20 protein-coding genes and 1 pseudogene are annotated in these 25,617 nt (G+C 60.7%); 6 read left to right on the top strand and 15 right to left on the bottom strand.

Annotation, left to right across the window (positions count from 1 at the left end):
• Window positions 1–338: 338 nt before the first annotated feature.
• From lspA to murJ, 4 genes are all read right to left on the bottom strand, one after another.
• Window positions 339–827, bottom strand: a complete 489-nt coding sequence (gene lspA / locus QQJ86_RS20940) for a signal peptidase II (RefSeq protein WP_284322924.1) — start codon at window positions 825–827, stop codon at window positions 339–341.
• A gap of 237 nt (window positions 828–1,064) precedes the next feature.
• Window positions 1,065–3,923 carry an isoleucine--tRNA ligase gene (gene ileS, locus QQJ86_RS20935; protein WP_284322923.1) on the bottom strand — a complete coding sequence of 953 codons (2,859 nt, stop codon included), beginning with the start codon at window positions 3,921–3,923 and terminating at the stop codon, window positions 1,065–1,067.
• A 182-nt stretch (window positions 3,924–4,105) separates the two neighbouring features.
• Window positions 4,106–5,074: a bifunctional riboflavin kinase/FAD synthetase gene (locus tag QQJ86_RS20930; RefSeq protein ID WP_284323132.1), complete on the bottom strand. Its 969-nt coding sequence runs from the start codon at window positions 5,072–5,074 to the stop codon at window positions 4,106–4,108.
• 16 nt (window positions 5,075–5,090) lie between these two features.
• Complete coding sequence (gene murJ / locus QQJ86_RS20925; protein ID WP_284322922.1) at window positions 5,091–6,698, bottom strand: murein biosynthesis integral membrane protein MurJ; 1,608 nt, start codon at window positions 6,696–6,698, stop codon at window positions 5,091–5,093.
• A 265-nt stretch (window positions 6,699–6,963) separates the two neighbouring features.
• Between murJ and rpsT the strand changes: the two genes are divergently transcribed.
• Window positions 6,964–7,227 carry a 30S ribosomal protein S20 gene (gene rpsT / locus QQJ86_RS20920; RefSeq protein WP_284322921.1) on the top strand — a complete coding sequence of 88 codons (264 nt, stop codon included), beginning with the start codon at window positions 6,964–6,966 and terminating at the stop codon, window positions 7,225–7,227.
• Window positions 7,228–7,504: 277 nt separating this feature from the next.
• Here rpsT and QQJ86_RS20915 read toward each other — a convergent pair whose 3' ends face one another.
• The 10 genes and pseudogenes from QQJ86_RS20915 to QQJ86_RS20870 form a co-directional block, all read right to left on the bottom strand.
• On the bottom strand, window positions 7,505–8,269 hold the full coding sequence (locus QQJ86_RS20915) for a copper homeostasis protein CutC (protein ID WP_284322920.1): 765 nt from the start codon (window positions 8,267–8,269) through the stop codon (window positions 7,505–7,507).
• Window positions 8,269–9,321 (bottom strand): glycosylasparaginase, encoded by a 1,053-nt coding sequence (locus QQJ86_RS20910; protein WP_284322919.1) that lies wholly within the window; start codon window positions 9,319–9,321, stop codon window positions 8,269–8,271. The genes QQJ86_RS20915 and QQJ86_RS20910 overlap by 1 nt, the downstream gene beginning before the upstream one ends.
• A gap of 233 nt (window positions 9,322–9,554) precedes the next feature.
• Complete coding sequence (locus tag QQJ86_RS20905; RefSeq protein WP_284322918.1) at window positions 9,555–10,736, bottom strand: Wadjet anti-phage system protein JetD domain-containing protein; 1,182 nt, start codon at window positions 10,734–10,736, stop codon at window positions 9,555–9,557.
• A gap of 7 nt (window positions 10,737–10,743) precedes the next feature.
• Window positions 10,744–14,124: pseudogene (locus QQJ86_RS20900) on the bottom strand (ATP-binding protein); the annotation flags it as partial.
• A complete protein-coding gene (locus QQJ86_RS20895) occupies window positions 14,114–14,788 on the bottom strand; it encodes a DUF4194 domain-containing protein (RefSeq protein ID WP_284322917.1) in 675 nt (224 codons plus the stop codon). The gene QQJ86_RS20895 and the pseudogene QQJ86_RS20900, both read right to left, overlap by 11 nt.
• Window positions 14,775–16,244, bottom strand: a complete 1,470-nt coding sequence (locus tag QQJ86_RS20890; protein ID WP_284322916.1) for a DUF3375 domain-containing protein — start codon at window positions 16,242–16,244, stop codon at window positions 14,775–14,777. Before QQJ86_RS20890 ends, QQJ86_RS20895 begins: the two co-directional genes overlap by 14 nt.
• Window positions 16,245–16,429: 185 nt before the next feature.
• Window positions 16,430–17,500, bottom strand: a complete 1,071-nt coding sequence (cgtA, locus tag QQJ86_RS20885) for an Obg family GTPase CgtA (RefSeq protein ID WP_284322915.1) — start codon at window positions 17,498–17,500, stop codon at window positions 16,430–16,432.
• Between the two features lie 229 nt (window positions 17,501–17,729).
• Window positions 17,730–17,987, bottom strand: coding sequence for a 50S ribosomal protein L27 (rpmA, locus tag QQJ86_RS20880; protein WP_284322914.1), 258 nt, complete (start codon window positions 17,985–17,987; stop codon window positions 17,730–17,732).
• 24 nt (window positions 17,988–18,011) lie between these two features.
• Complete coding sequence (gene rplU, locus QQJ86_RS20875) at window positions 18,012–18,326, bottom strand: 50S ribosomal protein L21 (RefSeq protein WP_284322913.1); 315 nt, start codon at window positions 18,324–18,326, stop codon at window positions 18,012–18,014.
• 120 nt (window positions 18,327–18,446) lie between these two features.
• The gene (locus QQJ86_RS20870; protein WP_284322912.1) at window positions 18,447–18,932 is read right to left on the bottom strand and encodes a DUF2059 domain-containing protein; all 486 of its coding nucleotides are present in this window, start codon (window positions 18,930–18,932) and stop codon (window positions 18,447–18,449) included.
• A gap of 174 nt (window positions 18,933–19,106) precedes the next feature.
• Between QQJ86_RS20870 and uvrA the strand changes: the two genes are divergently transcribed.
• The 5 genes from uvrA to QQJ86_RS20845 all read left to right on the top strand — a co-directional run bounded on the left by uvrA (window position 19,107) and on the right by QQJ86_RS20845 (window position 24,501).
• Window positions 19,107–21,998 (top strand): excinuclease ABC subunit UvrA, encoded by a 2,892-nt coding sequence (gene uvrA, locus QQJ86_RS20865; protein ID WP_284322911.1) that lies wholly within the window; start codon window positions 19,107–19,109, stop codon window positions 21,996–21,998.
• Window positions 21,995–22,423, top strand: a complete 429-nt coding sequence (locus tag QQJ86_RS20860; RefSeq protein ID WP_284322910.1) for an acyl-CoA thioesterase — start codon at window positions 21,995–21,997, stop codon at window positions 22,421–22,423. Before uvrA ends, QQJ86_RS20860 begins: the two co-directional genes overlap by 4 nt.
• A 218-nt stretch (window positions 22,424–22,641) precedes the next feature.
• Window positions 22,642–23,061 carry a VOC family metalloprotein YjdN gene (gene yjdN / locus QQJ86_RS20855; protein ID WP_284322909.1) on the top strand — a complete coding sequence of 140 codons (420 nt, stop codon included), beginning with the start codon at window positions 22,642–22,644 and terminating at the stop codon, window positions 23,059–23,061.
• A gap of 301 nt (window positions 23,062–23,362) precedes the next feature.
• Window positions 23,363–24,040, top strand: coding sequence for a hypothetical protein (locus QQJ86_RS20850; RefSeq protein ID WP_284322908.1), 678 nt, complete (start codon window positions 23,363–23,365; stop codon window positions 24,038–24,040).
• A gap of 95 nt (window positions 24,041–24,135) precedes the next feature.
• Entirely contained in the window at window positions 24,136–24,501 is a 366-nt protein-coding gene (locus tag QQJ86_RS20845; protein WP_284322907.1) for an Hpt domain-containing protein, read from the top strand.
• A 221-nt stretch (window positions 24,502–24,722) separates the two neighbouring features.
• On the opposite strand, the gene QQJ86_RS20840 is transcribed toward QQJ86_RS20845, so the two are convergent.
• Window positions 24,723–25,412, bottom strand: a complete 690-nt coding sequence (locus QQJ86_RS20840) for a LuxR C-terminal-related transcriptional regulator (RefSeq protein ID WP_284322906.1) — start codon at window positions 25,410–25,412, stop codon at window positions 24,723–24,725.
• Window positions 25,413–25,617: the final 205 nt, after the last annotated feature.

The raw sequence follows: 25,617 nt of genomic DNA, 5'->3' as shown, positions 1-25,617 counted from the left end.
CCCATCGCCAGTGCCGCTCCCCGCGTCTGACGTGACATCAACAAGTTCGGTGAAGCCGTTAGTCCCCCTGCTCCGTCGAACACCCTTGACTCGGGAGAAGTAACGCAAGATTCAAGCCACTGGGTGGAGATGGCCTGTGTTTGGAATGGCGTGCACGAAGACGCCAGCAGAGGGCGTAAAAATTACGCACAACCTATTGTTTTATCTACAAATAATAATGGTGGTAATACAATTTCAGTATTGTGAAGACCACGTTCACAATGTGACGAAAATCACATTCAATGACGAGACGGACGACTGTTTATGTCACTTTCGCCCCTAGAGGCTGGTTGGGACTGCTACTTGGCTGACGTCGAGCGCAACCCGAACAGGATCAACAGCACCGCTCCCACTGTGATGCCGCAATCGGCCACATTGAACGTTGGGTAGTACCACTCGTGGTAGTAGACCTGGATGAAGTCGGTCACCTGTGATGCATGCAGGCGGTCGATCAGGTTGCCCAGTGCACCGCCGATCACCAGCGACAACGGCAAGGCTGTGCGCCACTCGCGCCGCGCCGTGCGCGTGAGCCACACCACCATCGCGGCGGTAATCGCCACTGCCAGCACAACAAAGAACCAGCGCTGCCAGCCGTTGCTCTGCGCCAGGAAGCTGAAGGCGGCGCCCGTGTTGAAGGCGAGGTTCCAGTTGAGGAAACCGGGGATCACCACGTGCGGCATGCCCGGCGGCTGCAGTGCGGTGAGCGCCCACCACTTAGTGAGCTGGTCGAGGACGATCGTCAGCGCGGAGAGTAGCAGCCAGGGGAGTGCGTTGGGTTTGGGGTGCATGGTGTTCCTTCTCTATCTTTTCTCCCTCTCCCCTCCGGGGAGAGGGCTGGGGTGAGGGGACAACCTTGCGGAATGTTGTATGGGGGTTGAGGTGCAAACCCCAACAGTACCGCGCGATGAGGCATCAATGTATTGGGGTTTACACCCCAACCTACACGCTTGGATGAAGGCTACGGCAAGCCTTACCCCCTCACCCTACCCTCTCCCCGAAGGGGAGAGGGTTCAAATCGCGCAAGATCAGAACCACTGGCGATGTTCGCCCGGCCCTTCCACGTTGCTCACGCAGCGGCTGCAGATCTCCGGGTGCGCTGGATTACTACCGACATCCTCACGACGATGCCAGCAGCGGATGCACTTGGCCGCATCGCTTACGCTGGCAGCCACGTACACCTCTCCACCACCTTCGAATTGCAACGCAGTGGCATCCGACGGACGCGGTTGCAGCGGTGCAAAGCTCAGCTCCGAGGTGATGAAGAAGAAGCGCAGTTCATCCGCAGTGGATGCATAGCGCTCAGTCGTTGCCGGATCAGCATGCAGCACCAATTTCGCTTCCAGCGCGGCACCGATCTTTTCCGCCTTGCGCATGTCTTCCAACACGCGCGATGCGGTGTCGCGCATCGCAAGCAGATCAGCCCAGTAACGTCGCTGCTCCGGCGAGCTTTGCGTGTTCACCAGCCCGTCGTACCAGGTTTCGAACAGCACACTTTCGCCGCGCCCAGCCGGCATGTGCTGCCAGATTTCCTCGGCGGTGAAGCTCAAAATCGGCGCCAACCAGCGCACCAGCGCCTCCAGAATGCGGTACATCGCACTCTGCGCGCTGCGCCGGCCGAGGCTTTCGGTCGGCATGGTGTACAGGCGATCCTTGGTGATGTCGAGGTACAGCGCGCCCATCTCGTTGGTGCAGAAGTTCTGCACGCGCTGCACGATCTCGGGGAAGTCGTAGCGCTCGTAGGCAGCGACAACCGCTTGCTGTAGTTCGTAGGCTTGGCCTATCGCCCATTGATCAAGCAACAAGCTCTGTTCGACCGGCACTAAATGCTTGGTTGGATCGAAGCCATCCAGATTGCCGAGCAGGAAGCGCGCGGTGTTGCGGATGCGGCGATACATATCCGACACACGCTTGAGGATTTCCTCTGACAAGGACATCTCATAGCGATAATCGGTCGATGCCACCCACAGCCGCAGGATGTCTGCGCCCAGGCGGTTCATGATGTCCTGCGGCTCGATACCGTTGCCCAGCGACTTGGACATCTTGCGACCCTGCGCATCGACGGTGAAGCCGTGCGTCAGCAACTGCTTGTAGGGCGGCTTGCCGTCGAGCATGGCGGCGGTGAGCAGCGAGGAATGGAACCAGCCACGATGCTGGTCGGAACCTTCCAGATAAAGATCGGCTGGGAAACGCAGCACATCCGCGTGCGAGCCGCGCAGCACATGCCAGTGCGTGGTGCCGGAATCGAACCATACGTCCAGCGTGTCGCGGTTCTTCTCGTAATGCTCGGCATCCGCGCCGAGGAGTTCGGCCGGGTCCAGGCTTTGCCACGCTTCGATGCCGTGCTGCTCAACACGCTTGGCAACTTCCTCCAGCAACTCCGGCGTGCGCGGATGCAATTCGCCGCTTTCGCGATGCACGAAGAACGCCATCGGCACACCCCATTGGCGCTGACGCGACAGCGTCCAGTCCGGGCGATCGGCGATCATGTTGTGCAGGCGCTGCTTGCCCCAAGCAGGGAAGAACTGCGTGGCTTCCACGCCATCCAGTGCGGTTTCGCGCAACGTCTTGCCGCCGTCCTTCGGCGTGATATCCATGCCGGCGAACCACTGCGAAGTGGCGCGATAGATGATCGGCGACTTGTGGCGCCAGCAATGCATGTAGCTATGCGGGTATTTGTTCTGGTGCAGCAGCGAACCGGCCTGATCCAACGCCTCAGCGATTTTCGGGTTGGCCTTCCACAAGAACATGCCGCCGAACAGCGGTAGCCAGGAAGCGTAGACGCCGTTACCCATCACCGGGTTGAGGATGTCGGCATCTTTCATGCCGTAGGCTTTGCACGACTGGAAGTCTTCCACGCCGTACGCAGGCGCAGAGTGCACGATGCCGGTACCGGTATCCAGCGTCACATAATCACCAAAATAGACCGGCGAAAGACGCGCATAACCGGGATCGACCGCATACAGCGGATGACGGAATTTCAGATCGCCCAGTTCATGGCCTTCCACCGAAGCCACGATGTGCCCTTCCACGCCGTACGTCTTCAAGCACTCTTCGACGCGGTCGGTGGCGAGGATCAGCAAACCCTTGGCCGTATCGACCAGGCTGTAGCTGAATTCCGGATGCAAGTTGAGCGCTTGGTTGGCGGGAATCGTCCAGGGCGTAGTGGTCCAGATCACGATCTGGCCGTTTGGCTTGGGCAATTTCTCCAGACCGAACGCCTTGGCCACCGCAGCGGGATCGTCGAACGCAAATCCGACGTCGATGGCGATATCGGTCTTGTCCTCGTATTCCACTTCCGCTTCGGCCAACGCGGAGCCACAGTCGAAGCACCAGTTGACCGGTTTCAGACCGCGATAGATATAGCCCTTGCGCAGCAACTCGGCGAGCGCACGGATTTCGCCGGCTTCGTTCTGCGGCGCCATGGTGAGGTAAGGACGATCCCACTCACCGAGCACACCCAGGCGCTTGAAGTCGCCCTTCTGCTTCGCAATCTGCTCGCTCGCATAAGCGCGCGCCTTGCTCATCACCTCGCTGGTGGGCAGGTTTTTGCCGAACTGTTTTTCGATCTGGATTTCGATCGGCATGCCGTGGCAATCCCAGCCCGGCACATAAGGCGCGTGATAGCCGGCCAACAGCTTGGACTTCACCACCACGTCCTTGAGGATCTTGTTGATCGCGTGGCCCAGATGGATGGCGCCGTTCGCATACGGCGGACCGTCGTGCAGCACGAACATCGGGCGGCCGGCTGTCTTGGCCTGGATTTGCGCGTAACGGTTTACCTTTTCCCATTCAGCCAGCCAGCCCGGCTCGCGCTTGGGCAGGTCGCCGCGCATCGAGAAGGTGGTCTGCGGCAGGTTGATGGTGCTTTTGTAGTCCTGGGTCATCGCTCGGGTGCCGTGTCTTAACGGGGGTTCCGCTTCGATGCCCGTAAGGGGGAACCGAAGCCTCGTGCTATCTGCTCGCCGCGCGGCGGCAAGCGCACGCGCTTCGGCGAGTGCTCGTCAAATAATAATGATCGTCGCGGCGGCTGCCGTCGGCGGGATCTGCAAGCTGGACATGATGCTGCTCATGATGCGGCCTGGTTTGCGTCGATCAATACGGGGTTCATGCCCAGGATCTCCCGGGCCGAACGCGCATCATGCCGTATTTGCTGCTTCAATGCGTCGAGTTCGTTGAATTTCATCTCATCGCGCAACTTGGCTACGAACTCCACCGCCATGCGCTGGCCGTAGAGATCGCCCTCGAAATCGAACAGGTGCACTTCCAGCAGCGGCTCGGCCACTTCGTTGACGGTGGGCCGCGTTCCCAGGCTGGCCACGCCCGGCCAACTGCACTCGCTCTCGCCCAGCCCCACGCGCACGGCGAAGATGCCGTGCACCGGGGTCACGCGGTCGCGCAGGTGGATATTGGCAGTGGGAAAGCCGAGGTCACGGCCAAGCTGGTTGCCATATTCCACCTTGCCCTCGATCACGAAAGGGCGGCCGAGCAGCGGCGAGACGGCGCCGAAATTGCCCGCTGCCAGCAACGCTCGCACGCGGCTTGCCGAAACGCGCTCGCCATCCAGCAGCACGGCCGGCATGGTGTGTGCAGAGAAACCGCGTTCCTTGCCGATGCGTTCCAGCATGGCCACGTCGCCAGCGCGCTTGTGGCCGAAGCGGAAATCCGCACCCACCCACACTTCGCGCACGTTGAGCCGATCGATCAGCACGCGCTGTACGAAATCCTCCGGCGACATCGCCGTCAACGCCTGGTTGAAACGCAGCAGCAGCGTGTGTTCCATGCCGGCGGCGGCGAAACCCAGCAGTTTTTCGCGTACGCTGGACAGGCGGGGCACTGGTTCCTTCGAGAAATACGCTCGCGGCAGCGGCTCGAAGCTCACCACGATCGGCGTGCAGCCGAGCGCCTGCGCACGCTGGCGCACTTCGCTGAGCAACGCTTGGTGGCCGCGGTGCAGGCCATCGAAAGCGCCGACTGCAACCACACTACCGCCGGGGGCCAGGCACGGCCCCGCGACGTCCCGGGACAGTTTTATCATCCGACCAGTATAGCGTTCAGTCATGTTGCAAATCGCGCAGACGAAAGCCGCTGGCAAACAACACCGCGACATAGGTCGCGCCACCTGCGCCGACCAGCAAGGCCAGTCGCCAGACGCGTCCGATCACCTGCAGTTGCGTCCAGTCCGGCCAATACCAGCGACCTAGTAGCAGCACGCCTACCATCGCTGCGCAGGCCAGCGCCAACCTAGTCAGATGACGCCCCCAGCCCGGCTGACGCTGATAGATATCTGCCCGTATCAACCAGCGCCAAAGCAACAGCACGTTGATATAGCTCGCCACCGCACTTGCCATGCCCAATGCGAGGTGCAGACCAGGGACTTTGGACAAACCATCCAGCAACGGCCCGGCCTTCAATTCAGACGGAGCCCACAGCGCGTAAAGCACAAGTAGGAACACGCCGTTGAGGAGCATGTTAGAAAGCAGCGACGCGACGCCGGCACGCACCGGCGTGCGCGTGTCCTTGCGCGCGTAGAACGCAGGCAGCAGCACCTTCACTTGTGCATAAGCCGGCACGCCGAAGCTCAAGGCCGTCACCGATAACGTCGCCATACGCGTGTCGAACGGGCGGAACTGGCCGTTCTGGAACAGCGTGGCAACCAATGGTTCGGCCAGCAGCATCAGGCCGAACATCGCCGGCACGGCAATCAACAGCGTCGTGCGCAATCCCCAATCCAGCGCTTTGGAAAAACCCTCGTGATCGGTCGCTACGTGATGACGCGACAGCGAAGGCAGAATCACCGTACCCAACGCCACGCCGAACACGCCTAGCGGCAATTCCAGAAAACGATCAGCCTGCGACAACCACGTCTGCGAACCGGAAATCAGCAGCGAAGCGATCACCGTATCGAACAACAGGTTGATCTGCGACACCGACGAGCCGAACAGCGTCGGCACCATCTGCCGCATGATCCGCCTCACCTGCGGATGCTCCCAACCCCAGCGCGGCCACGTCAGCAAATCGAGGCCGCGTAGCGCGGGGAGCTGGAACAACACCTGCAGCACGCCTGCGGCAAGCACCGCCCAACCCAACGCCAGGATCGGCGTCTGCAACCGCCGCGACAGCCACCACGTGCCAGCGATCATGCACAGGTTGAGAATCACCGGCGTCAGCGCCGGCAAGCCGAAGCGATGGAAGCTGTTGAGCGCGCCGCCCGCAAGCGCGGTCAGTGAGACGAAAAGCAGGAACGGAAACGTGAGCCGTAACAGCTCCACCGTCAACGTGAACTTGTGTGGTTCCTCCACCGCTCCGGGCGTGAACACGGTTGCGACTTGCGGAGCGAACAGCACGCACAGCGCTGTCACCACGAGCAGTACGCCGCCGAGCGTACCGGCCACCCGCGACATCAGCTCTTTCAGCTCGGCGTGGCTGTTCTTCTCCTTCACTTCCATAAACACCGGCACGAAGGCGGTGGAGAACGAACCCTCCGCGAACATGCGGCGCATGAAGTTGGGAATGCGGAACGCTACCCAGAATGCGTCGGTAGCCACGTTGGCACCGAACACATGGCTGATCGAAATATCCCTGAGCAGCCCGAGCACACGCGAAACCATGGTCATGCTGCTAAAGGAAAGCAGCCCGCGTAACATGCTGGGGGATTTCATGCGGGGGCGAGGTCCTAAGCTTTGCTCCCTCTCCCCTCCGGGAAAGGGCCGGGGTGAGAGGCCAATCTTGCCAAGATGTTGATGTTACTGGCGCACCTTATGGATGCACGAGACCTCCTCGCAAGATTGGCCCCCTCACCCCAACCCTCTCCCCCCGGAGGGGAGAGGAACCAAGCAGCGGCCCTTAACCGCTTGACCCATCGGCAAATTACCGACATAATTAACGCCTTTTTCCAGCCCAAGCATTCACTTCGGAGTTCCTACCTTGGCTAACATCAAGTCCGCGAAGAAGCGCGCGCGCCAGTCTGAGCAGCGCCGCCTGCGCAACATCAGTGCCCGTTCCATGGTCCGCACCGCCCTGCGCAAGGTCGTCAAGGCTATCGAGGCCAAGGACAAGGCTGCTGCTGTAGCCGCCTTCGCCGTTGCCCAGCCGGTGATGGATCGCTACGCCGCTCGCGGCCTGATCCATAAGAACAAGGCCGCTCGCCACAAGAGCCGCCTGAACGCGAAGATTCACGAGCTGGCCTAAGGCCTGGCAAATTTAGGGTTGGTGGAAAAGCCGGCGGAAACGCCGGCTTTTTCGTGCCTGGATTTCCCACCCCCAAGAGGAGTGGGAGGCCGCCGGAAACGCCGGCTTTTTCGTGCCTGAATTTCCCACTCCCAAGAGGAGTGGGAGGCCGCCGGAAACGCCGGCTTTTTCGTTTCTCCCTCTCCCCTTCGGGGAGAGGGCTGGGATGAGGGGGCAATCTTGCCTCGTTGCTAGCTCTTAGCACGTCCCTGTTAAACATTGACTCGAGGTTGGCCCCTCACCCCAACCCTCTCCCCGAAGGGGAGAGGGAGAAGAAGGCAGCAAGCTGCGTTTTCATCGCCCGCACTTCATCAACGCTGCTCTGCTCGATATCCGGCGCCAAATCCAACAACGCCGGATTGAGATAACGCATCGCCGAATGCAGCACGGCACGTGCCGAACCGTGAAAATCGTGGGCCTGCGTACGTTTCGCCACTTCAGCCAGATTGGCAGAACGAATGCCCGCGCCAGCCATCACCACGATCCGCTCGCCCGCCTGCTTCACCAGATCAGCAATGACCGAAGCGCCAGCCAGTGCATTCGCCGCGCCACCCGAGGTAAGCACGCGTTCGCAACCCAGCGCAATGATGTCTTCCAGTGAACGGCTCAAATCCGCACTGGCATCGATCGCACGATGAAACGTCACGCCGAGTTTGCCAGCTGCGCTCACCAGCTCGCGGCAACGCGAATCAACATGACCGTCCGCATCCAGCGCGCCGATCACCACACCATCACAGCCCACACGCGCGCAGGCTTCCACGTCGCGCAGCATGATCTCGAACTCAGCATCGCCGTAGAGAAAATCGCCGCCGCGCGGACGGATCAACACATACACTGGAATACGCACGCGATCGCGCACCAAGGCCAGCGTTCCGTACGAAGGCGTGATGCCACCTTCGGCGAGGCTGCCACAGAGTTCCACGCGATCAGCGCCGCCTTCCTGCGCGGCCAAGGCCGACGCCAGCGAGCCGGCCGCAATTTCAAGCAAAGGTTGTCGAGACATCAGGAGTACGTCGTCTGGTAAACGCTGGGCGAAGCTAACAGACGATCTTGCTGCTGCACGTCGCACACCGCATAGGTGAAGCCTTTCTGGATGGCATAGGCGCCACATTCGCCATCGCGCCGCAAGGCAAGAAAGCCTACCTGCAATTCTTTCGCCGCATCCGGGCGCTTTTTCACGATACGCCGTACGGCTTCTTCGCAGGCCTCTTGCGGACTGCGGCCCTGACGCATCAGTTCCACTACCAGGAAGCTGCCGGCGTTACGGATCACTTCCTCGCCAACGCCCGTCGACGTCGCCCCGCCCACTTCGTTATCGACGTACAAACCCGCGCCAATGATCGGGCTATCACCCACGCGCCCGCGTAGCTTCCACGCCATGCCGCTAGTGGTGCAGGCACCGGCAAGATGTCCGTTCGCGTCGACGGCCAGCATGCCGATGGTGTCGTGGTTGTTCTTGCCGCCGGGCAGCCCCAGGTTTTGCACGCTGCGGTGATAATCGATGTTCTCGCTGTTGGCCACCGGCTTGTACTTGGCCTGCTTAAGCCATTCGTGCCACGCCTTTTCTGATTCGGGCGTAAGCAGATCTTCTTTCTTGAAGCCTTGCTGCAAGGCAAATTCCAAAGCACCGTCGCCGACCAGCAGCACGTGCGGCGTGTTCTCCATCACCTTGCGCGCCACGTTGATCGGGTGGCCGATATGTTCAAGTGCCGCCACCGCACCACAGCGGCCGTCGCCATCCATGATGCTGGCGTCCAACGTCACGTGGCCGTCTCGATCGGGATAACCCGCACGACCGACGCTGTGATTGTGCAGATCCGACTCGGGCACCATCACGCCTTTTTCCACAGCATCCAGCGGTTTGCCGCCTTTGCCGAGCACCGCCCATGCCGCCTGATTGGCGGGGATGCCGAAGTCCCAGGTGGAGACGACGCGTGCGCCGACGTTGCCGGGAACAGAGCCGGCCAGCGTTGCGGCAGAACGAGAGAGGCGTGGTAGGGCCAGCGCGGAGGTGGCGAGGAGAGTTGCCTTGAGGAAGTCGCGGCGGTCGGTCATAGGTGTCTCGAATTCATGGACATCGCATCATGAAGGATAAAGGGCCTGCATACATGTCGCACAGGTTGTGTTTTCCTGAGCATCATTCCGGCGAAGGCCGGAATCCGCCTCAAATCGTGCGTAGTACACAAATTTACAGGATGAGTGCTTCGCACAACGTCATTGAAACTGGATTCCGCCCTTCGCCGGAATGACGCTGAGGCAAAAGAATGGCCGTCTGCAAGATCCACCCCTCACCCCAACCCTCTCCCCTGAGGGGAGAGGGAGTGCAATACGCGCTGCCATGCCCAATCCCAAGCAATACGCTCCTGCTCCAGCCGCACCTGCTTGTATTCGCCTTCGCGTAACCCGCGATACAACCGTTGCTCCACTTCCGAGAGATGCGAAAGCTCCATCGCCGGATGCGGCTTGTCTTCCCTGCCCCACAACGACTTGAACGCCAACAATGTTTCTTCATCCATCATCAGCGAACGCGTCTGCGGCAAGTAACCACGCAGCCTGCTGAGAATGGCCAAACCGTGCGTATCGATATCGCCCCAGTAGTACACCGGCAGTTGCGCCAGCCATGGCAGTGCGGCGAGCGCCTCCACCGCATAGCCACGATGCATGAATACCAACGTGCCGGACAGCTCTTCGCAGGCGAGGCCGGTCACGAGGTTTTCGACGATTAACACCTGGCGCACCGGCAGATTCAAGGCAATGAACTCGCTCGCTGGAGCCTCGATATCAGACAAACCACCGCATGCCGCACGCAGTGTTGGATCAAGTAATCGCATTCGCAAACGATCCGGTGCGGCACGCAGGCCGGTGATCGCGTAGAAATCGCCTTGCGTCTCCAAACCTTGCAACGTACCGACCCACGCCGCCACGATCGCGCGGCGCGATTCGATCCATTTGCTGTCGATACCTGGAACCGGCAACTGACGCGGAAAAAAGCCAGATGCAGGATGCTGTCGTAACCATTCCACCACGCTGCACAACCGCTGGAATTCCGCATCGTCGAGATCGGCCAGCAGGTCGAAATGGCGCGCAAGCTCGGCATGCCAGGCGGCATCTACCTTCCACGCCGACAAGGTGTCGAAGCGCTGTCTGGCCTGCGACCAACGCGCAGCTTCGCCCAGTTCGGCGGCCACTGCATCCGGAGTTGCGAATTGCCACGCACAAGGAATGCTTTGTTCGCCCACACGCGACCAAGTGCGCACTTCGAAGCGCACTATGCCAGGGCCACCACTTGATACGTCACGCCACTGCACCAGCCAGGCATCAAAGCGCGTCCAATCGGCCAATACTTTCGCTTCGGTCGGGGGCTCCATGCTCAATGACAGCGGCCACTCTCCCTCACCCAACAGCCAATGGCGACGCTGATTCTGCCAGCGCGCCTGCAGACGCCTGCGCAGCTCTTCAGGCGCCCGCATCGGCTTGACGTGCTTTTTCGGGCAAGGCCAGCCGCTTTTTCTGTTCGTCGTACTCGATCAGCAGCACGCCCGAATCATGGCGCCCCGAAATGTCGACGAAGCACGCGCCACCAATGAAGGGCTCCAGCGTCATCACCGATTTCAAAGGTGTCGCTACCACCATCTGGAAGCCAAAGTTCTCGAAGATATTCATCGCCAGCGCGGTGAATTCGTTATCAGCCTTGTCGAAGGCTTCGTCAAGCACAACGGGTGCGTAGCGAGGCAAATGGCCATCATCGCCACCAAGCTGATAGCGCAGCGCAGCGGCAAGGCACGTAGTAGCCAACTTCTGGCGCTGACCACCGGATTTGCCGGCACCGCTGCGATAGACCTCCACCGTATCCTTCGTGTTGGCATCTTTTTCTACGCCCACGAACTCCACATGCTGACGCACGTCCAGCACCTGCTCGCGCCAGCGTCTGTGTTCGGGATCGTCGGCGGCGAGTTTGGTTACCAGTTGGCGTAACACGGCGAACTGCGCTTCGGCGCGCTCACGGTCTTCGGTCTGGTGGTGCGACAGCACTTCGCGCAATTGCTGCTGGAACTCGCGCACTTCCGGCAAGTTGCGGTCGGTGAGGTCGATCTGCAGCAGAGTGCCGCGGTTGAACGGCACGCGCTCCAGGCTTTCGTTGACCTCGTCCATGCGTTGGCCGATCGACTTGCGCGCCTCGGTCATGTGTTTCTGCAGCACCAGCAAGTTTTGCTTACTTTGACTTTGCAGCAGCTCGAAGAAACGCGCTTCGTGCTTGGGCAGGCCATCCAGCTCCAGGCGGCGCAGGCGCGAGAGGAAGCCTTCCACCGAATCCATATGGGGTGTGAAGTCGGCACTGTCTTGCGGCCACTTGCGGCAGAACGTACGGAAGCATTCCTCGATGGCCTGCACCAGTGCGTTGTCTTGCGTCGCATGGTCAGTCAGCGCCAGGTTCAAGCCATCCTTGACCTGATTGATCTGGCGATCGAGGTTGTCCAGCATCAGCGGTGGATGCGGCAAGCGCACCATCAAAGCTTCCGATTGCACGGGCGAAAGCGACATGGCGTTGGCAAGCGGCAAGCAGGACTCTCGTTGCTTTGCAAAACTGTTGCGCTCTCTTTCCAATGAGAGGCGCTCGGCCTTGGCATCGTCCAGATTCTTGGCCACACGCTCGCGCACACTGCGCTCGGTATCGAGCTGCCGCATGATCTCCTGCAGCGTGGTGTCACCCGCGCGCAATTGCTGCAACTGGTTTTCGATGTCACCCAGACGGCGCAGCTTGGGCGCTACGTCGATCTCTTCCCATTCCAGATTCGCCAGCTGCGAAGCGGCAATGCGCCGTTCGCCATCGGCATCGCGCTCGGCTTTAAGCTTGTCCAGTTCGGAAGACGTCTGCGCAATCGCCTGTGCTAGCTCCTGCCCTTCGCGCTCGAACAGTGCAAGCTTGTCGCGGTTGTCGAAACCAAGTATCCAGTTGCGGCGATCGTCTACCGCGCGGCGGTCGTCCTTTTCGTGACGATCTCCGCTGTGCTTGACCAAGCCTTCGCGTGTGATGGCGCGATCGGCATTGCGCAAAGCCGCCGGCGTATCCACACAGGCATAGTCGAAGCGCCGCGTCAGTTCGTTGGTCAGCCAATCGCGATGCGCGTGATCGCGAATATCCAGCCGATGCACCAGCGAGCGCGATTCCAGCGCACGATTGCCCAGCGCATCGACGCGACCCACTCGGTAATACACGAGCTTGCCACCCAGATGCGTCTTGTTGACCCAGTTGGAAACTTCAGCGTAATGCCTCTCGTCTACCAGCAGCGATAGCGCAAAGCCGTGCAGCACGCGCTCGATGGCGCCGCGCCACGCTGCGTGCTCGGTTTTGACTTGCAGCAATTCGCCCACGAAAGGCAGCGTGTTCTCGGACCAGCCCAGTTCGCTGCACAAGCGCGCGCGCATCGCCTGGATCGGCGCGGGGATGCTGGAAGGATTGCGCTTGAGCGCTTCGATTTCCGCACGCACGGCGCTGAAGCGCTGGCTGGCCTGATCACGCTCGCGCTTGAACGCATCCATGCGTTCTTCCAGATTGGCAGCGCGGTCGCGAGCGCCATCCAGCAATTCACGCGAGCGGCCAACCAGTTCGGCAAAACCTTGCGCGGTCGAAGGTACGCTCCACTCAAGCTCGCTGCAGGCCTTTTCCGCTTTGTCGCGGCGCTTCATGCGCTCGTCGCGTTCTCGCGACACCTGCTCGTGTTCGCGCTCGAGCTGATCGATCAGATCGCCACCTTGTTCGCGACGCTGCTGTTCCAGATCGGCGAGGCGGCGATCATGGTTTTCCAGCGTTTGGCGGCGCTGCGCGATTTCGCCCTCCAGCGCCACATCGCGCACCTTCAGTTCGGCCAGGCGCTCGTCAAGCAGCACCAGGCGGCGCTGCTCGCGCCAGGTGTCCACGCACACATGCAGCTCACGCAAGGCGCTGGTTTCACGTCGCAACGCCAGCAGGGTTTCGTGCGCAGTGCGTGCAGGCACCAACGTATCGACCTGTTCGCGCGCGATCACCACGGCCTTGTGCGCGGCATCCAGCTCGCCGAAATCAGTGACCAATCGGTTCGCTGCCCCGAAGGTTTCCGGCTCGTCCAGCATGAAACCACGCAGGAAGGTGTTGAGATCGCCCAAATTTTTGGCCGACTGCGTCTTATGCAGCAGTTTGAGCGCCATTTCGTTGTGGATGCCGAGCAGGCGGCGGAAGCGCTCGGCGTAGCCGGCGAAGGTGTCGAAATGATGCACGTCTTCGCCAAGGCGTGCCTTGAGCTTGCGCAGGTCGAGATCGAAGCCTTGCAGCTCCTTCGCAACGTCGAATGCACGCTCGCACACCATGTAATGCTTTTTCACATCTGCCGCGGCCGAGCTGTTGCCGGCGACCCAGAACAGTCGGATCAGGCTGACTGTTTCGCCCGTCGCGTTGCGGTATTCCAAGACCAGTGCAGACCAGGTGCTGCCCTTGCGCAAATACTGCGTGGCGATCTCGCCAGATTCGCCATCGTGCTGATCGGCCCATGCACCACGCACGTAGGAAACCAGATTGCGGTCGCGCCCGCTGCGTTCGGCTTCGCGCGCGGCGGCATTGAAGTCGACCAGGTTAGGCGGCACTAGAAGGGCCGACATCGCATCGAGCAAGGTGGATTTGCCCGAACCCGAGCGGCCCACGAATAGAAAACCGCGCTCGGCGATGGGTACATCAGTCAGGCCGCTGAAAGTGCCCCAGTTGAACACTTGTAGACGACGCATGCGGAACTGCTCGTCGCGCGGATCGGGCAAGTCGGACATGAACAGCGTGGGCGTCGTATCGTGCTTGGCCTGTTTGCGCGCCGCTTTGGGCTTAGCGTTCATCTGCAACCCCTTCCGTGACTTCGTCTGCTTCGCGCAGCTGACGGTATATCTGCGCCAGCGCCTGTACATCCTCGGCGGAGAACAGCAGCTTCAGCGCAGGCGAAACTTCGTAGCGATCCTCGCTGCCGCGCAGCTTGGTGAGCACGTGACTTTCCTTCAGCTTGACGATGGCGGCCGTGACACGCTTATTGAAGCCGGCGCGATCCGTGGAGACGTTTTTTTCGTAAACCGACAAGGCATCCATCAGCACGGCTTCCTCGACCACGGCGCGGTGACCTTGCGCATCGGCTTCGGCCAGTTGCTGACGCAGATGCAGCAGCAGCGCCGATTCGATGAATGTAAGCGGCGCAGAACGCAGTAGCACCGGTGTTTCCAGTTCGCCCGTTTCGGCCTGGCGCGTGAAAGCCACGCCGGCATCGCGATCGATCACCAGTTCCAGAAACAAATCGTTGAGATGCGAGCGCAGCTTCGATTCATAGCGCAGCACGGCCGGCCATAGCTGGCTATGCCGTCCCTGATCCACGCTAGGGCCGCTCAACAGCTGGCAGAGCACGCGCCTTGCATCCAACGGCAACGTGCCGGTGTCGCCTTCGAATAAGGTGCTGTCCCGCGAAGGCTTCTGTTCCGGCTCGACGGGAAACGTTTCGTCTTCAAGCAAATTCATGACGTTTCTTTCTCAAAAACCATACCAGAGGGATGCGTGCATGACGCCAATGGCCATCGCCGCCTTTCCAGCTCACGGCTTCGTGTTCGTTGTTGGCGATCACGCCGTGACGCGTCGCCAGCGAGAGATAGCCCACCACACTGCCCAACCCCTGTTCGGCCGGATTGCGATCCAGCACCTGGGCAATGGAAAGCTGATCGTGCTCGGCCAGCAACTCATGCAGACTTCGGCGCAGGCTGCGGAAATCGATCTCCGATTGCGCTACCAGCTCGCTCACGCTGTCCAGCGAAATCGCCGCACCTTCACTGCGCACGATGCTGCCGTTGACCTGAGCGTTGCGCGGATCGTGCAGCCGCCACTGCGATAGCGATCGCAGACGGCTGGTGGTGAGTTGCAGCGTATATGGCGTGCGTTGGCGGGCACTGACCGAATCGCGCAGCTGCAAAGCTTCGGCCTGCGCCTGCTTGAGCAATTGATTGAGACGGCGTTGTTCCAGATATCCGCGGCTCTGTACGAAGCCGCGCAGGCTGCGCGCGAAATGCTGCAGCACTTCGTGCACGTTGCCACCTCGCTCCAACATCGTGCCGGTGAAGCTGCGCAGGAACTGCCGCTCGTGGCGCTGCAGTTTCTTGGCAAAGTTGCGCGCCAGCACGTTTTCCAACGCTGCATCGAGTTGTGCGCTCTGCTCCATATCGTTGAGCAGGTTCCAGAAGGCGTTGAAGCTGCGGCCGGCTTCGCTTTCGGCGATCACGTCGACGCCTTCGAACAGGCGATCGAGCACTTCGCCGCGCTCACCTTCGTCATCGATGATGCGTTCGCGGAATTCGCGGTTCAGGCGTTCGAAATCATCGCGGACGCGACGGAAATCCTCGGCCAGTTCGTCGGCGAGCTGGATCACTTCGCGAGTGCGTTCCAACGCGCGCTTGCCGTCCAGCGCGGCCACCTTGCCGGTGCTGACCCGCGCGATTTCCGCATCCAGCCGATCGCGCTCGGCATACAGCGCCTGCAGGCGCGTGGTGGGATCGGTTTCGGTCTGTTCGGCCAGTTGCACGAGTTGCTGGATCACCAGCGACAGGCGGCTTTCGGTGGCGATGGCGCGCGGCGTATCCAGGCTGCTGACGAAGCGGATTGCTTGAGCGGTTTGCGCGGAAAGTTCGTATTCCTCTTCGCTGGCGCCTTCAGGCAACCTGCGCTCCAGGAAACCTTTGGCGAGCCAGTCAGCGGCATAGGCCTGCGCGGTGCGCGGCAATTCGTGCGGCAGGTCGGAGGCGTTGATAGCGTCGAGATGCTGCTGCAGGCGCTCGAACAGGATGGATGCGCTGAGTGTGCGTTCGCCATCCATCAGGAGGGTTTGCAGCAGACCGATGATTTCCGGCGCGTGATCGGCAGCGAGCAGGCGCCAGAGTGCTTCTTCGCGCAGGCGGCGATAGGTGGCGATACGGGCTTGGAGCTTCATGCTTCCAACAACTCCCTCTCCCCTCCGGGGAGAGGGCGGGGGTGAGGGGTCACACTCGCCTTGAATTCCATCATCGCCCTGCTTGCCGCTTTTCCAAAGAACCGTAGTTATAACCTCTATCGCGAGGTTGGCCCCTCACCCTAACCCTCTCCCCGGAGGGGAGAGGGAACTGGTGCAAGGCTAGATCAAGACTCCCCGCGCAGCCGTACATCCCCCGGCAGCATATCTTTGCGCCCTTCATGCGCCTGATGTTGCGCCTCGAAGAAGCGCTGCACCTGCTGGCACACGGCCATGGTGTTCTCGCGCGCGATGGCGGAGACCAGGAACCATGGCTGAGTCCAGCCCAGACGCTTGACGACGTCTTCCGCCACTGCCTGGCGCTCGTCTTCCGGCAGCACGTCAGCTTTGTTCAGCACCAGCCAGCGCGTACGCTGCAGCAATTCTGGATCGAACTGCTGCAGTTCGTGTTCGATGGTGTGCACCTGGTCAACTACGTCGGAACCGTCCATTGGCGCGATATCCACGATGTGCAGCAGCAGGCGCGTGCGCGCCACGTGGCGCAGGAACTGGATACCGAGGCCCGCACCTTCCGCGGCGCCTTCGATCAAACCGGGGATGTCGGCAATCACGAAGCTCTGGTCGGTACCCAGGCTGACCACGCCCAGATTCGGATGAAGCGTGGTGAACGGGTAATCCGCCACGCGCGGCGTTGCTGCGGAAACCGCACGAATGAAGGTGGATTTGCCTGCGTTCGGAAAACCGAGCAGCCCCACGTCCGCCAGCAATTTCAGCTCGAGCTTCAGCTCGCGCACTTCGCCAGGCGTACCCGGCGTGGACTTGCGCGGTGCGCGGTTTACCGAGCTTTTGAAGTGGATATTGCCGAGACCGCCCTTGCCGCCTTGTGCCACCAGCAGGCGTTGGCCGTGCGCAGTGAGGTCGCCGATGGTTTCGTCGGTGTCTACGTTGGTGACGACGGTACCGACCGGCACGCGGATGGTCGTGTCCTCGCCGCCCTTGCCGTACATGTCGCTGCCCATGCCGTTCTGGCCGCGCTGTGCCTTAAAGCTGCGCTGGTGGCGGAAGTCGATCAGCGTATTGAGGCCCTCGTCGGCCACAAGCCAGACCGAGCCGCCCAAGCCGCCGTCGCCACCGTCCGGGCCACCGAACGGAATGAATTTTTCGCGACGGAAGCTGATGCAGCCGTTGCCGCCGTCCCCGGCGTGAACTTTGATGATCGCTTCGTCGACGAATTTCATGATTGAGTGCCGGAAATCGTTAATCGGGAATCGTAAATCGTCCCCTCAAGGCCGTCATTCCCGCGAAAGCGGGAATCCATCTTGCTCTTGGACGAAAGGCGAAAATGGATTCCCGCTTTCGGGGAACGACGGCCAGGGGCCGGGAACCAGCTTTTGATGATTGACGATTCCCGCTAATAAAACAAAAGCCCCGCCGGAGCGGGGCCTTCGCGCTTACGTCGAAACGGGCTCAGCCCTTGACGACGTTGACGTACCTGCGATTGTTCTCGCCGCGTACCTTGAACTCGACCTTGCCGTCGACCAGCGCATACAGCGTGTGGTCACGGCCCAGGCCCACGCCGGTGCCGGGATGGAACTGGGTGCCGCGCTGGCGAACGATGATGTTGCCGGCCTCGATGGCCTGGCCACCATAGATCTTCACGCCGAGGTATTTCGGGTTCGAATCGCGACCGTTGCGGGATGAACCTACGCCTTTTTTATGTGCCATGACTGATTACTCCAGATTGGCGGATCAGGCGTTGATGCCCGTGATCTCGACTTCGGTGAAATGCTGACGATGTCCCTGCTGCTTCTTGTGGTGCTTGCGGCGGCGGAACTTGATGATGCGGACCTTGTCGGCGCGGCCATGCTTGCGCACGGTGGCGGAAACGGTGGCGCCGGCCACGGTGGGAGCGCCTACGGTGATGATTTCACCGGAACCGACCAGCAGCACCTGGTCGAACTTCACGCTGGCGCCTTCTTCGGCGTTCAAGAGCTCCACGCGCAGGACGTCGCCCTGCTGAACGCGGTATTGCTTGCCGCCGGTCTTGATGACTGCATAACTCATGGGAATAGCCCTTCTGTCGTTATTCTCTTGGGTTCGCCGCGACCCGTACGGGCGCAGCGAACTGCGGATTTTAGCGACGAGGCCCCCTTCTGGTCAATCACTAACCAGTAACGCGGGGCTTTATTGTCCCTGAGCCCCACTGGTACCCGGGCAGCGGCCCTGGGCGTCCAATTTCCCCTGCTTCTGCAGCTCCGCGAACATGTCGGAGGTGCGCTGGCGGCCCCATTGCTGGCCACTCTGGGCCGCCTCGGTCATGGTGGCCGGCATTTGGGCGACCAGCTTCTGGCCCAGCGGGGATTTATAGAACTTGATCAACCCTTCCACCTCGTCGGAAGTGAAATGGTGCTGATAGGCCGGGATCATCGCCGTAAGCAGTTGTTCCTGGCCGGCCTTGTCGATGTAGGTCTTCCAATAGTCGGCCGATACGCACGGCAGCTGCTGGCTCATCATCGAGGCCATCTGGTTGTTCATCACGGTGAACTGGCCCGGCACGTTCATCACCTGCATCAGCTCCCGCACCTGCGCTTCGGACGGCTGGGCCGCCAAGACGGGACCGGCCGCCAATGCTGCGCACAACCCCACGCCTATCACCCATTTGCCAGTCATATACCACCCTCCGCGTCACGCACCCGGGAACGAGCGGGCGAGCATAGTCGCCTGTCCGTTTGCTGCCTAGAGATACTCTGCTGACATCATGCTGTCAGCAGGCTTCCAGCGCTGTCATACAGCCTTGCTACCCCCACTTGTTATAGTGCGAGGTCCCCCAAATAGTCAGGCGTGATGGACACCATACGCATCCGCGGCGCGCGCACGCACAACCTCAAGAACATCGACCTGGACCTGCCTCGCGATCGGCTGATCGTGATCACCGGCTTGTCCGGTTCGGGCAAATCTTCGCTGGCGTTCGACACCATTTATGCGGAGGGCCAGCGGCGTTACGTCGAATCGCTGTCGGCCTATGCGCGGCAATTCCTTTCCATGATGGAAAAGCCGGACGTGGACCATATCGAGGGCCTCTCCCCGGCGATCTCGATCGAGCAGAAATCCACCTCGCACAACCCGCGTTCGACCGTAGGCACCATCACCGAGGTCTACGATTACCTGCGTCTGCTCTACGCCCGTGTGGGCACACCGCGTTGCCCTGACCACGGCATTCCGCTGGAAGCGCAGACGGTGAGCCAGATGGTGGACTCCACGCTGGCGCTGAATGCGGAAAAACGCTTCATGCTGCTCGCGCCGGTAATCCGCGAGCGCAAGGGCGAGCACGTGCAAGTGTTCGAGCAATTGCGCGCGCAGGGCTTCGTGCGCGCCCGGGTCGACGGCACCGTGTACGACCTGGATGCCGTGCCGCCGCTCACCCTGCGCCAAAAGCACACCATCGAAGCGGTGATCGACCGCTTCCGCCCGCGCGATGACATCAAGCAGCGCCTGGCTGAATCGTTCGAGACCGCGCTGCGCCTGGGTGACGGCTTGGCCATCGTGGTCGACATGGACGACGCCAAGGCCAGTGAGCAGTTGTTCTCCTCGCGCTACTCCTGCCCGGTGTGCGATTACTCGTTGCCGGAACTGGAACCGCGCCTGTTCTCCTTCAACTCGCCGGTCGGCGCCTGCCCCACTTGCGATGGCCTGGGCGTGACCCAGGTATTTTCCCCCGAACGCGTGGTGCACCATCCCGAGCTGTCGTTGGCGAGCGGTGCGATCCGCGGCTGGGATCGCCGCAATGCGCATTACTTCCAGCTGATTCTGTCACTGGCCAAGCACTACAACTTCGACGTGGACACGCCGTGGCAAAAGCTACCCAAGGCGGTGCAGCAGGCTGTCCTTTTCGGTAGCGGCAAGGAAAAGATCACCTTCAAGTACCTCACCGAGCGTGGTGGCAAAGTCACGCGCGAGCATGCGTTCGAAGGCATCCTGCCGAATCTTGAACGCCGCTACAAAGAAACCGAATCATCGGCGGTGCGCGAGGAACTGGCGAAATACATCAGTGACCAGCCTTGCCGCGAATGCGACGGGCAGCGCCTGAATCGCTCGGCGCGCAACGTGTTCGTGGCTGACCACTCGCTGCCTACACTGACAGCACGTTCGATCGACGATGCGCTGGTCTTCTTCGAAACGCTCACGCTTGCTGGCTGGCGCGGCGAGATCGCGGTGAAGATCGTCAAGGAAATCCGCGAACGTCTCTCCTTCCTCAACGATGTGGGCCTGAACTACCTCACGCTCGATCGTCAGGCCGACACGCTTTCTGGTGGCGAAGCACAGCGCATTCGTCTTGCTTCGCAGATCGGCGCCGGCCTGGTCGGCGTGATGTACGTGCTGGACGAACCATCGATCGGCCTGCACCAGCGCGATAACGAACGCCTGCTCGGCACACTCACGCGCCTGCGCGATCTCGGCAATACCGTGATCGTGGTGGAACACGACGAAGATGCGATCCGTGCCGCCGATCACGTGCTCGATATCGGCCCCGGCGCGGGCGTGCACGGCGGCGAAATCGTCGCGCAAGGTTCGCTGAAAGACATCCTCGCCTCGCCGCGTTCGGTGACCGGTCAATACCTGTCCGGCAAGCGCGAGATCAAAGTGCCGGAAGAGCGTCGCGAACAGCTCGACAAGGATTCCTGGCTGCACCTCAAAGGTGCCAGCGGCAACAACCTTAAGACCGTGGATCTGGCGATTCCCGCGGGTTTGTTCACCTGCGTTACCGGCGTATCCGGCTCGGGCAAATCCACGCTGATCAACGACACGCTGTTCGCGCTGGCCGCAGCCGAATTAAACGGCTCCAGCGTGCAGCCCGCTGCATACAAGTCGGTGGAAAACCTGGAGCTGTTCGACAAGGTCGTCGACATTGACCAATCGCCGATCGGCCGCACACCACGCTCGAATCCCGCCACTTACACCGGTTTGTTCACGCCGCTGCGCGAGCTATTCGCGCAGGTGCCGGAAGCGCGCTCGCGCGGCTACACGCCCGGTCGCTTCAGCTTCAACGTGCGCGGTGGTCGCTGCGAGGCGTGCGAAGGCGACGGCATGATCAAGGTAGAGATGCACTTCCTGCCGGACGTCTACGTGCCTTGCGATGTCTGCCACGGTAAACGCTACAACCGCGAGACGTTGGAAATTCTGTACAAGGGCCACACGATTGCCGATGTGCTCGACATGACGGTGGAAGACGCCGCCAAGCTATTCGAGAACGTACCGGTGATCGCGCGAAAACTCGACACGCTGCGCGCCGTGGGCCTGGATTACATCAAGCTCGGCCAGAGCGCGACCACGTTGTCCGGTGGTGAAGCGCAGCGCGTGAAGTTGTCGAAGGAACTATCAAAGCGTGAAACAGGACGCACGCTGTACATCCTCGACGAACCCACCACCGGCCTGCACTTCCACGACATCGAACAATTGCTCGACGTGCTGCATCAGCTGGTCGACCAGGGCAACACAGTGGTGGTAATCGAGCATAACCTCGACGTGATCAAGACCGCCGACTGGATCGTGGATCTCGGTCCCGAAGGTGGCTCCGGCGGCGGGCGTATTCTGGTAACCGGCACGCCGGAAACCGTGGCGGCAACGGTGGGATCGCACACCGGCCGTTTCCTCGCCTCGCATCTGAAGCCGGCTAAAGTGACGCAGCTCAAAACCAAAAACGAAACCGCCAAACCCAAACGCAAAGTGGCTTCATGACTACGGCACCCGATTCCGCTTCCCTGCCCTCGCCGCTTTACACGGCCGCGATCAGCGTGCGCTGGCGCGATCTTGACGCGTTCAATCACGTCAACAACTCGACCTATCTCACCTATCTGGAAGAAGCGCGCGTGCAGTGGCTGCAGCACCTTCCCGGTTCATGGTCCGACGAACACGCCATGCCTGTCATGGCAGCTAGCACGCTCAATTATCGCCTGCCGATCGAATGGCCCGGTGAAGTGCACATCGAACTGTACTGTGCGCGACTGGGTAACAGCTCCATGACGGTCGCGCATCGCATCATCGATCCCGCCGATAGCAGCAAGCTTTACTGCGACGGCAACGTGGTGATGGTGTGGATGGACCCGGCCACTGGTAAATCAGTGTCGTTGCCGCGGGTTATAAAAGATGCCGCGTCCACGTAAAAGTGTGTTTTTCACGAGTACTGCGCCTTACCTTGTCGTCATTCCCGCAAAAGCGGGAATGACGGCCATGAGGGTTACACGTCTCTTTCGGGGTGATCGTGGCGCCTTTCTCCGACTTGCAGGTCAGTAGCTGTCACATATTGCGTGCAATCCTGGCTCAGTAGAATCCTTGCGCTTCACGCCAGCAATACCCCCTTCCCAACCACGGAGTCGCGCACATGGAAATTCAGCCCTACATTTTTTTCGACGGTCGCTGCGAAGAAGCCATCGCGTTCTATTGCAGCGTACTTGGCGCGCAGGAACTCATGAAGATGCGCTTCAAGGACGCACCCGCCAGTGAGGACTACCAGACGTCACCCGAAGTCGCCGACAAGATCATGCACGCCTCGCTGGCGATCGGCAGCACGCATCTCATGATGTCGGACGGCCAAGCTGGACAGGAGAAGACCAACCACTCCGGCTTCAGCCTCTCCGTTTCCGCGAGCGACGCCGCCTCGGGCGAAAAATGCTTCAACGCACTCGCGCAAGGCGGCCAGGTCACCATGCCGTTCCAGAAAACCTTCTGGACTGATGGCTTCGGCATGCTGGTGGATAAGTTCGGCATTCCTTGGATGGTCAACGTGGCGCACGAAGGCTAGAAGCACTAAAAGAATTCCAGATTCGTCGTCCCGGCGAAGGCCGGGACCCAGTGTCTTTAAGCACGTAGAAAGTCGCTGGGCCCCGGCCTTCGCCGGGGCGACGATTCATAGAGACGCCGCTTATCAACCATGAACGAACAGCGCAATGCTGTTCAGCAAACCGGCCATGCAACGATGGTATCGGACGATTTCGGACTAGGACTACTACTAGTCCCACGTGAATCGTCCCCGGCCGACTGATCCAAATACGCGCAGTTTCTAGCATTTCCTCATCACCAAACGATCTGATGAGGAGCACATCATGACCCTGGCAAACGGCACGACCCAGAGCACGTCGACGACCATCGCGACGATTCCGACCAACAACACACAGAAGCGCACAAGAGGCACTGTCATGCGCCGCTTGATCGCACTGGCGCTGGCCGAAGCCATCATGGGCACAGCCATGGCCAGCGGCGTCGACGTAACCGATACGCCGGTTGCAGCGAGCTACGACACAACGACCGACGCCGACGTCGAAAGCAAAGAAAACACGACCGACGCACCGTCATACGCAGCAAATCAATTCACCTCCACCGCGGCTCCGCGCAATGCGGGCTCCATCGGCGTCATGGATGTGACCGACCCACTGGCTGCCATCGAAGGCACGCACGGCAGCAACATTGCGTCCGTGAATGGCGCAGATCCGACTTCCAATACCGCGATTGCCATGGGTTCAAGCTCGATTGCCAGCGGTGGCAACACAGTCGCAGTCGGCCTGCAGGCCGTTGCGTTGTCCGACAACTCCGTCGCACTTGGCAGCAGCGCCCAAACGGGCTCGGACCAGCCGTATTCGGTCGCAGTCGGTTCGAATGTGTTTACCAACGGTACGCAAGCCGTGGCGCTGGGCGCGAACACTCAGGCTAACGCGGACAACGCGCTTGCTCACTTGCGCAGCACCTGCGTGCCCAAGGGGCGACGCTTCCCATTGTTGCCATGACGGCCAATGCGAGCCCCTCCGAGTACGAACGTTGTGCAGCCGTTGGCATGGATGAGGTGCTCGTCAGACCTCTTCTGCTCGATACGATCGATCGCATGTTGAGACGACTCGTTGGTGTCATGGAGCCGGATGACACCGCTCCAAAGCCTGTGGATCTGACCAGCGGACCGTTGCCAGCAAAGATTCACATGCTTTTACAGCAAAGCTTGCGGCAATCCGTGGGGGCGATAGATACGGCACTGGACAAAGGTGATCTGCAAAGTGTCCGCGATCATCTGCATGCCCTGCGTGGATCGTTCGCCATGATTCGCGAGATGGAGACGGCTGATATGGCTGCAAACATGGAAACATTGATTGCCTCCAAAGATCGGGAATCCCTGAAAACCGCCATGCAGCTGTTCGCGGAACACGCATCGTCTGTGCTGGAACGACGCGCAGCCATGCATGGCGACGTAGCGTAGATTGGGGTGAGGCGCAGCCGAACCCCTACGCGGTGCAATGCATGGCGATGTTGGGGTTCGCATACGCTCACCCCAACCTACACCGCTTACACCGCCACGTCGCTATATAACCCCACGGCCGTCATTCCCGCGAAAGCGGGAATCCACCTTCGGCTCTTGCATCAGAGCACAATGGATTCCCGCTTTCGCGGGAATGACGACCATGGAGATCACGGAGGCGCCTAATCCTCCGGCGCATCATCCACCGCCGCACCCGGCTGCGACGACGAAGCAACAATCCCGTTCTCCATCGCATAACGCAGCAGATCCACATCGCGTTCGATACCCAGCTTCTGCATAGCGCGCGCTTTCTGGGTGCTGATTGTCTTTTTGCTGCGGCTCACGCGTTCCGCAATCTCATTGACGGTCAGGCCACTCGCGTAGAGCCGCAGTACCTCCAGCTCTCGCTTACTCAACAACTCAGGCGTGCGCCTATCCATGTCACGCATACGCATGCTTTTCTCGACGGAAGGCGAATAGTAAGTGCCCCCCGTTGCCGCAGCGTGGATGGCGGGAATCAGATAGTTGACCGCATCCGCCTTGCTGACGACGCAGGAGATGCCCTGGCTGCGCAACGCGCTGAGCACTGCCGGATTGTCCAGCATCGTCAATACAACCAGCTTCACTGACGGATAGCGCCGCTGGATCAGCGAAAACAGTGCAATGCCATCGCCGTGTTCGTTGCCCGGCATGGAGTAGTCCGAAACGAGCACATCGCAGCATCCCGTATCCAAGATGCGAAACAATTCGGTCGAATTACCCGCTGTGCCGGTCAATTGGATGGTGACGGCAGAAGATAGACCATGCCTGACGCCTGCGATCATCCCGGGATGATCGTCCGCAAGCACCACTCTCAGCGAGAAGCCTTCCATTTGCGGCCTTTGAGTCCGTTGCGCATGCAACCTTGAAACCATCCGACGACGACCCGCTGATGGCGTCGCGCCGGTGAACGGTAGCTGGCGGCGATGGTCGCACCGTGCAGCACGGCAAGCAACCGTCCTGAAGCGCTAACGAACGACCCGCTATAGAGACACGTACGAAGCTGCGTCCGGCTCGCTATGATCGGCGCCGACATCC

Origin of the sequence: Dyella acidisoli, from assembly GCF_030160295.1 — a bacterium.
GTDB lineage: Bacteria > Pseudomonadota > Gammaproteobacteria > Xanthomonadales > Rhodanobacteraceae > Dyella_B > Dyella_B acidisoli.
The sequence above is the reverse complement of the archived record's forward strand: the minus strand, read 5'-3'. Positions and strand labels throughout refer to the sequence as shown.

Coding starts and splice junctions, on each gene's coding strand:
- lspA (WP_284322924.1), bottom strand. CDS start 827: ATGCACCCCAAACCCAACGCACTCCCCTGGCTGCTACTCTCCGCGCTG.
- ileS (WP_284322923.1), bottom strand. CDS start 3,923: ATGACCCAGGACTACAAAAGCACCATCAACCTGCCGCAGACCACCTTC.
- QQJ86_RS20930 (WP_284323132.1), bottom strand. CDS start 5,074: ATGATAAAACTGTCCCGGGACGTCGCGGGGCCGTGCCTGGCCCCCGGC.
- murJ (WP_284322922.1), bottom strand. CDS start 6,698: ATGAAATCCCCCAGCATGTTACGCGGGCTGCTTTCCTTTAGCAGCATG.
- QQJ86_RS20915 (WP_284322920.1), bottom strand. CDS start 8,269: ATGTCTCGACAACCTTTGCTTGAAATTGCGGCCGGCTCGCTGGCGTCG.
- QQJ86_RS20910 (WP_284322919.1), bottom strand. CDS start 9,321: ATGACCGACCGCCGCGACTTCCTCAAGGCAACTCTCCTCGCCACCTCC.
- QQJ86_RS20905 (WP_284322918.1), bottom strand. CDS start 10,736: ATGCGGGCGCCTGAAGAGCTGCGCAGGCGTCTGCAGGCGCGCTGGCAG.
- QQJ86_RS20895 (WP_284322917.1), bottom strand. CDS start 14,788: ATGAATTTGCTTGAAGACGAAACGTTTCCCGTCGAGCCGGAACAGAAG.
- QQJ86_RS20890 (WP_284322916.1), bottom strand. CDS start 16,244: ATGAAGCTCCAAGCCCGTATCGCCACCTATCGCCGCCTGCGCGAAGAA.
- cgtA (WP_284322915.1), bottom strand. CDS start 17,500: ATGAAATTCGTCGACGAAGCGATCATCAAAGTTCACGCCGGGGACGGC.
- rpmA (WP_284322914.1), bottom strand. CDS start 17,987: ATGGCACATAAAAAAGGCGTAGGTTCATCCCGCAACGGTCGCGATTCG.
- rplU (WP_284322913.1), bottom strand. CDS start 18,326: ATGAGTTATGCAGTCATCAAGACCGGCGGCAAGCAATACCGCGTTCAG.
- QQJ86_RS20870 (WP_284322912.1), bottom strand. CDS start 18,932: ATGACTGGCAAATGGGTGATAGGCGTGGGGTTGTGCGCAGCATTGGCG.
- uvrA (WP_284322911.1), top strand. CDS start 19,107: ATGGACACCATACGCATCCGCGGCGCGCGCACGCACAACCTCAAGAAC.
- QQJ86_RS20860 (WP_284322910.1), top strand. CDS start 21,995: ATGACTACGGCACCCGATTCCGCTTCCCTGCCCTCGCCGCTTTACACG.
- yjdN (WP_284322909.1), top strand. CDS start 22,642: ATGGAAATTCAGCCCTACATTTTTTTCGACGGTCGCTGCGAAGAAGCC.
- QQJ86_RS20850 (WP_284322908.1), top strand. CDS start 23,363: ATGACCCTGGCAAACGGCACGACCCAGAGCACGTCGACGACCATCGCG.
- QQJ86_RS20845 (WP_284322907.1), top strand. CDS start 24,136: ATGTTGAGACGACTCGTTGGTGTCATGGAGCCGGATGACACCGCTCCA.
- QQJ86_RS20840 (WP_284322906.1), bottom strand. CDS start 25,412: ATGGAAGGCTTCTCGCTGAGAGTGGTGCTTGCGGACGATCATCCCGGG.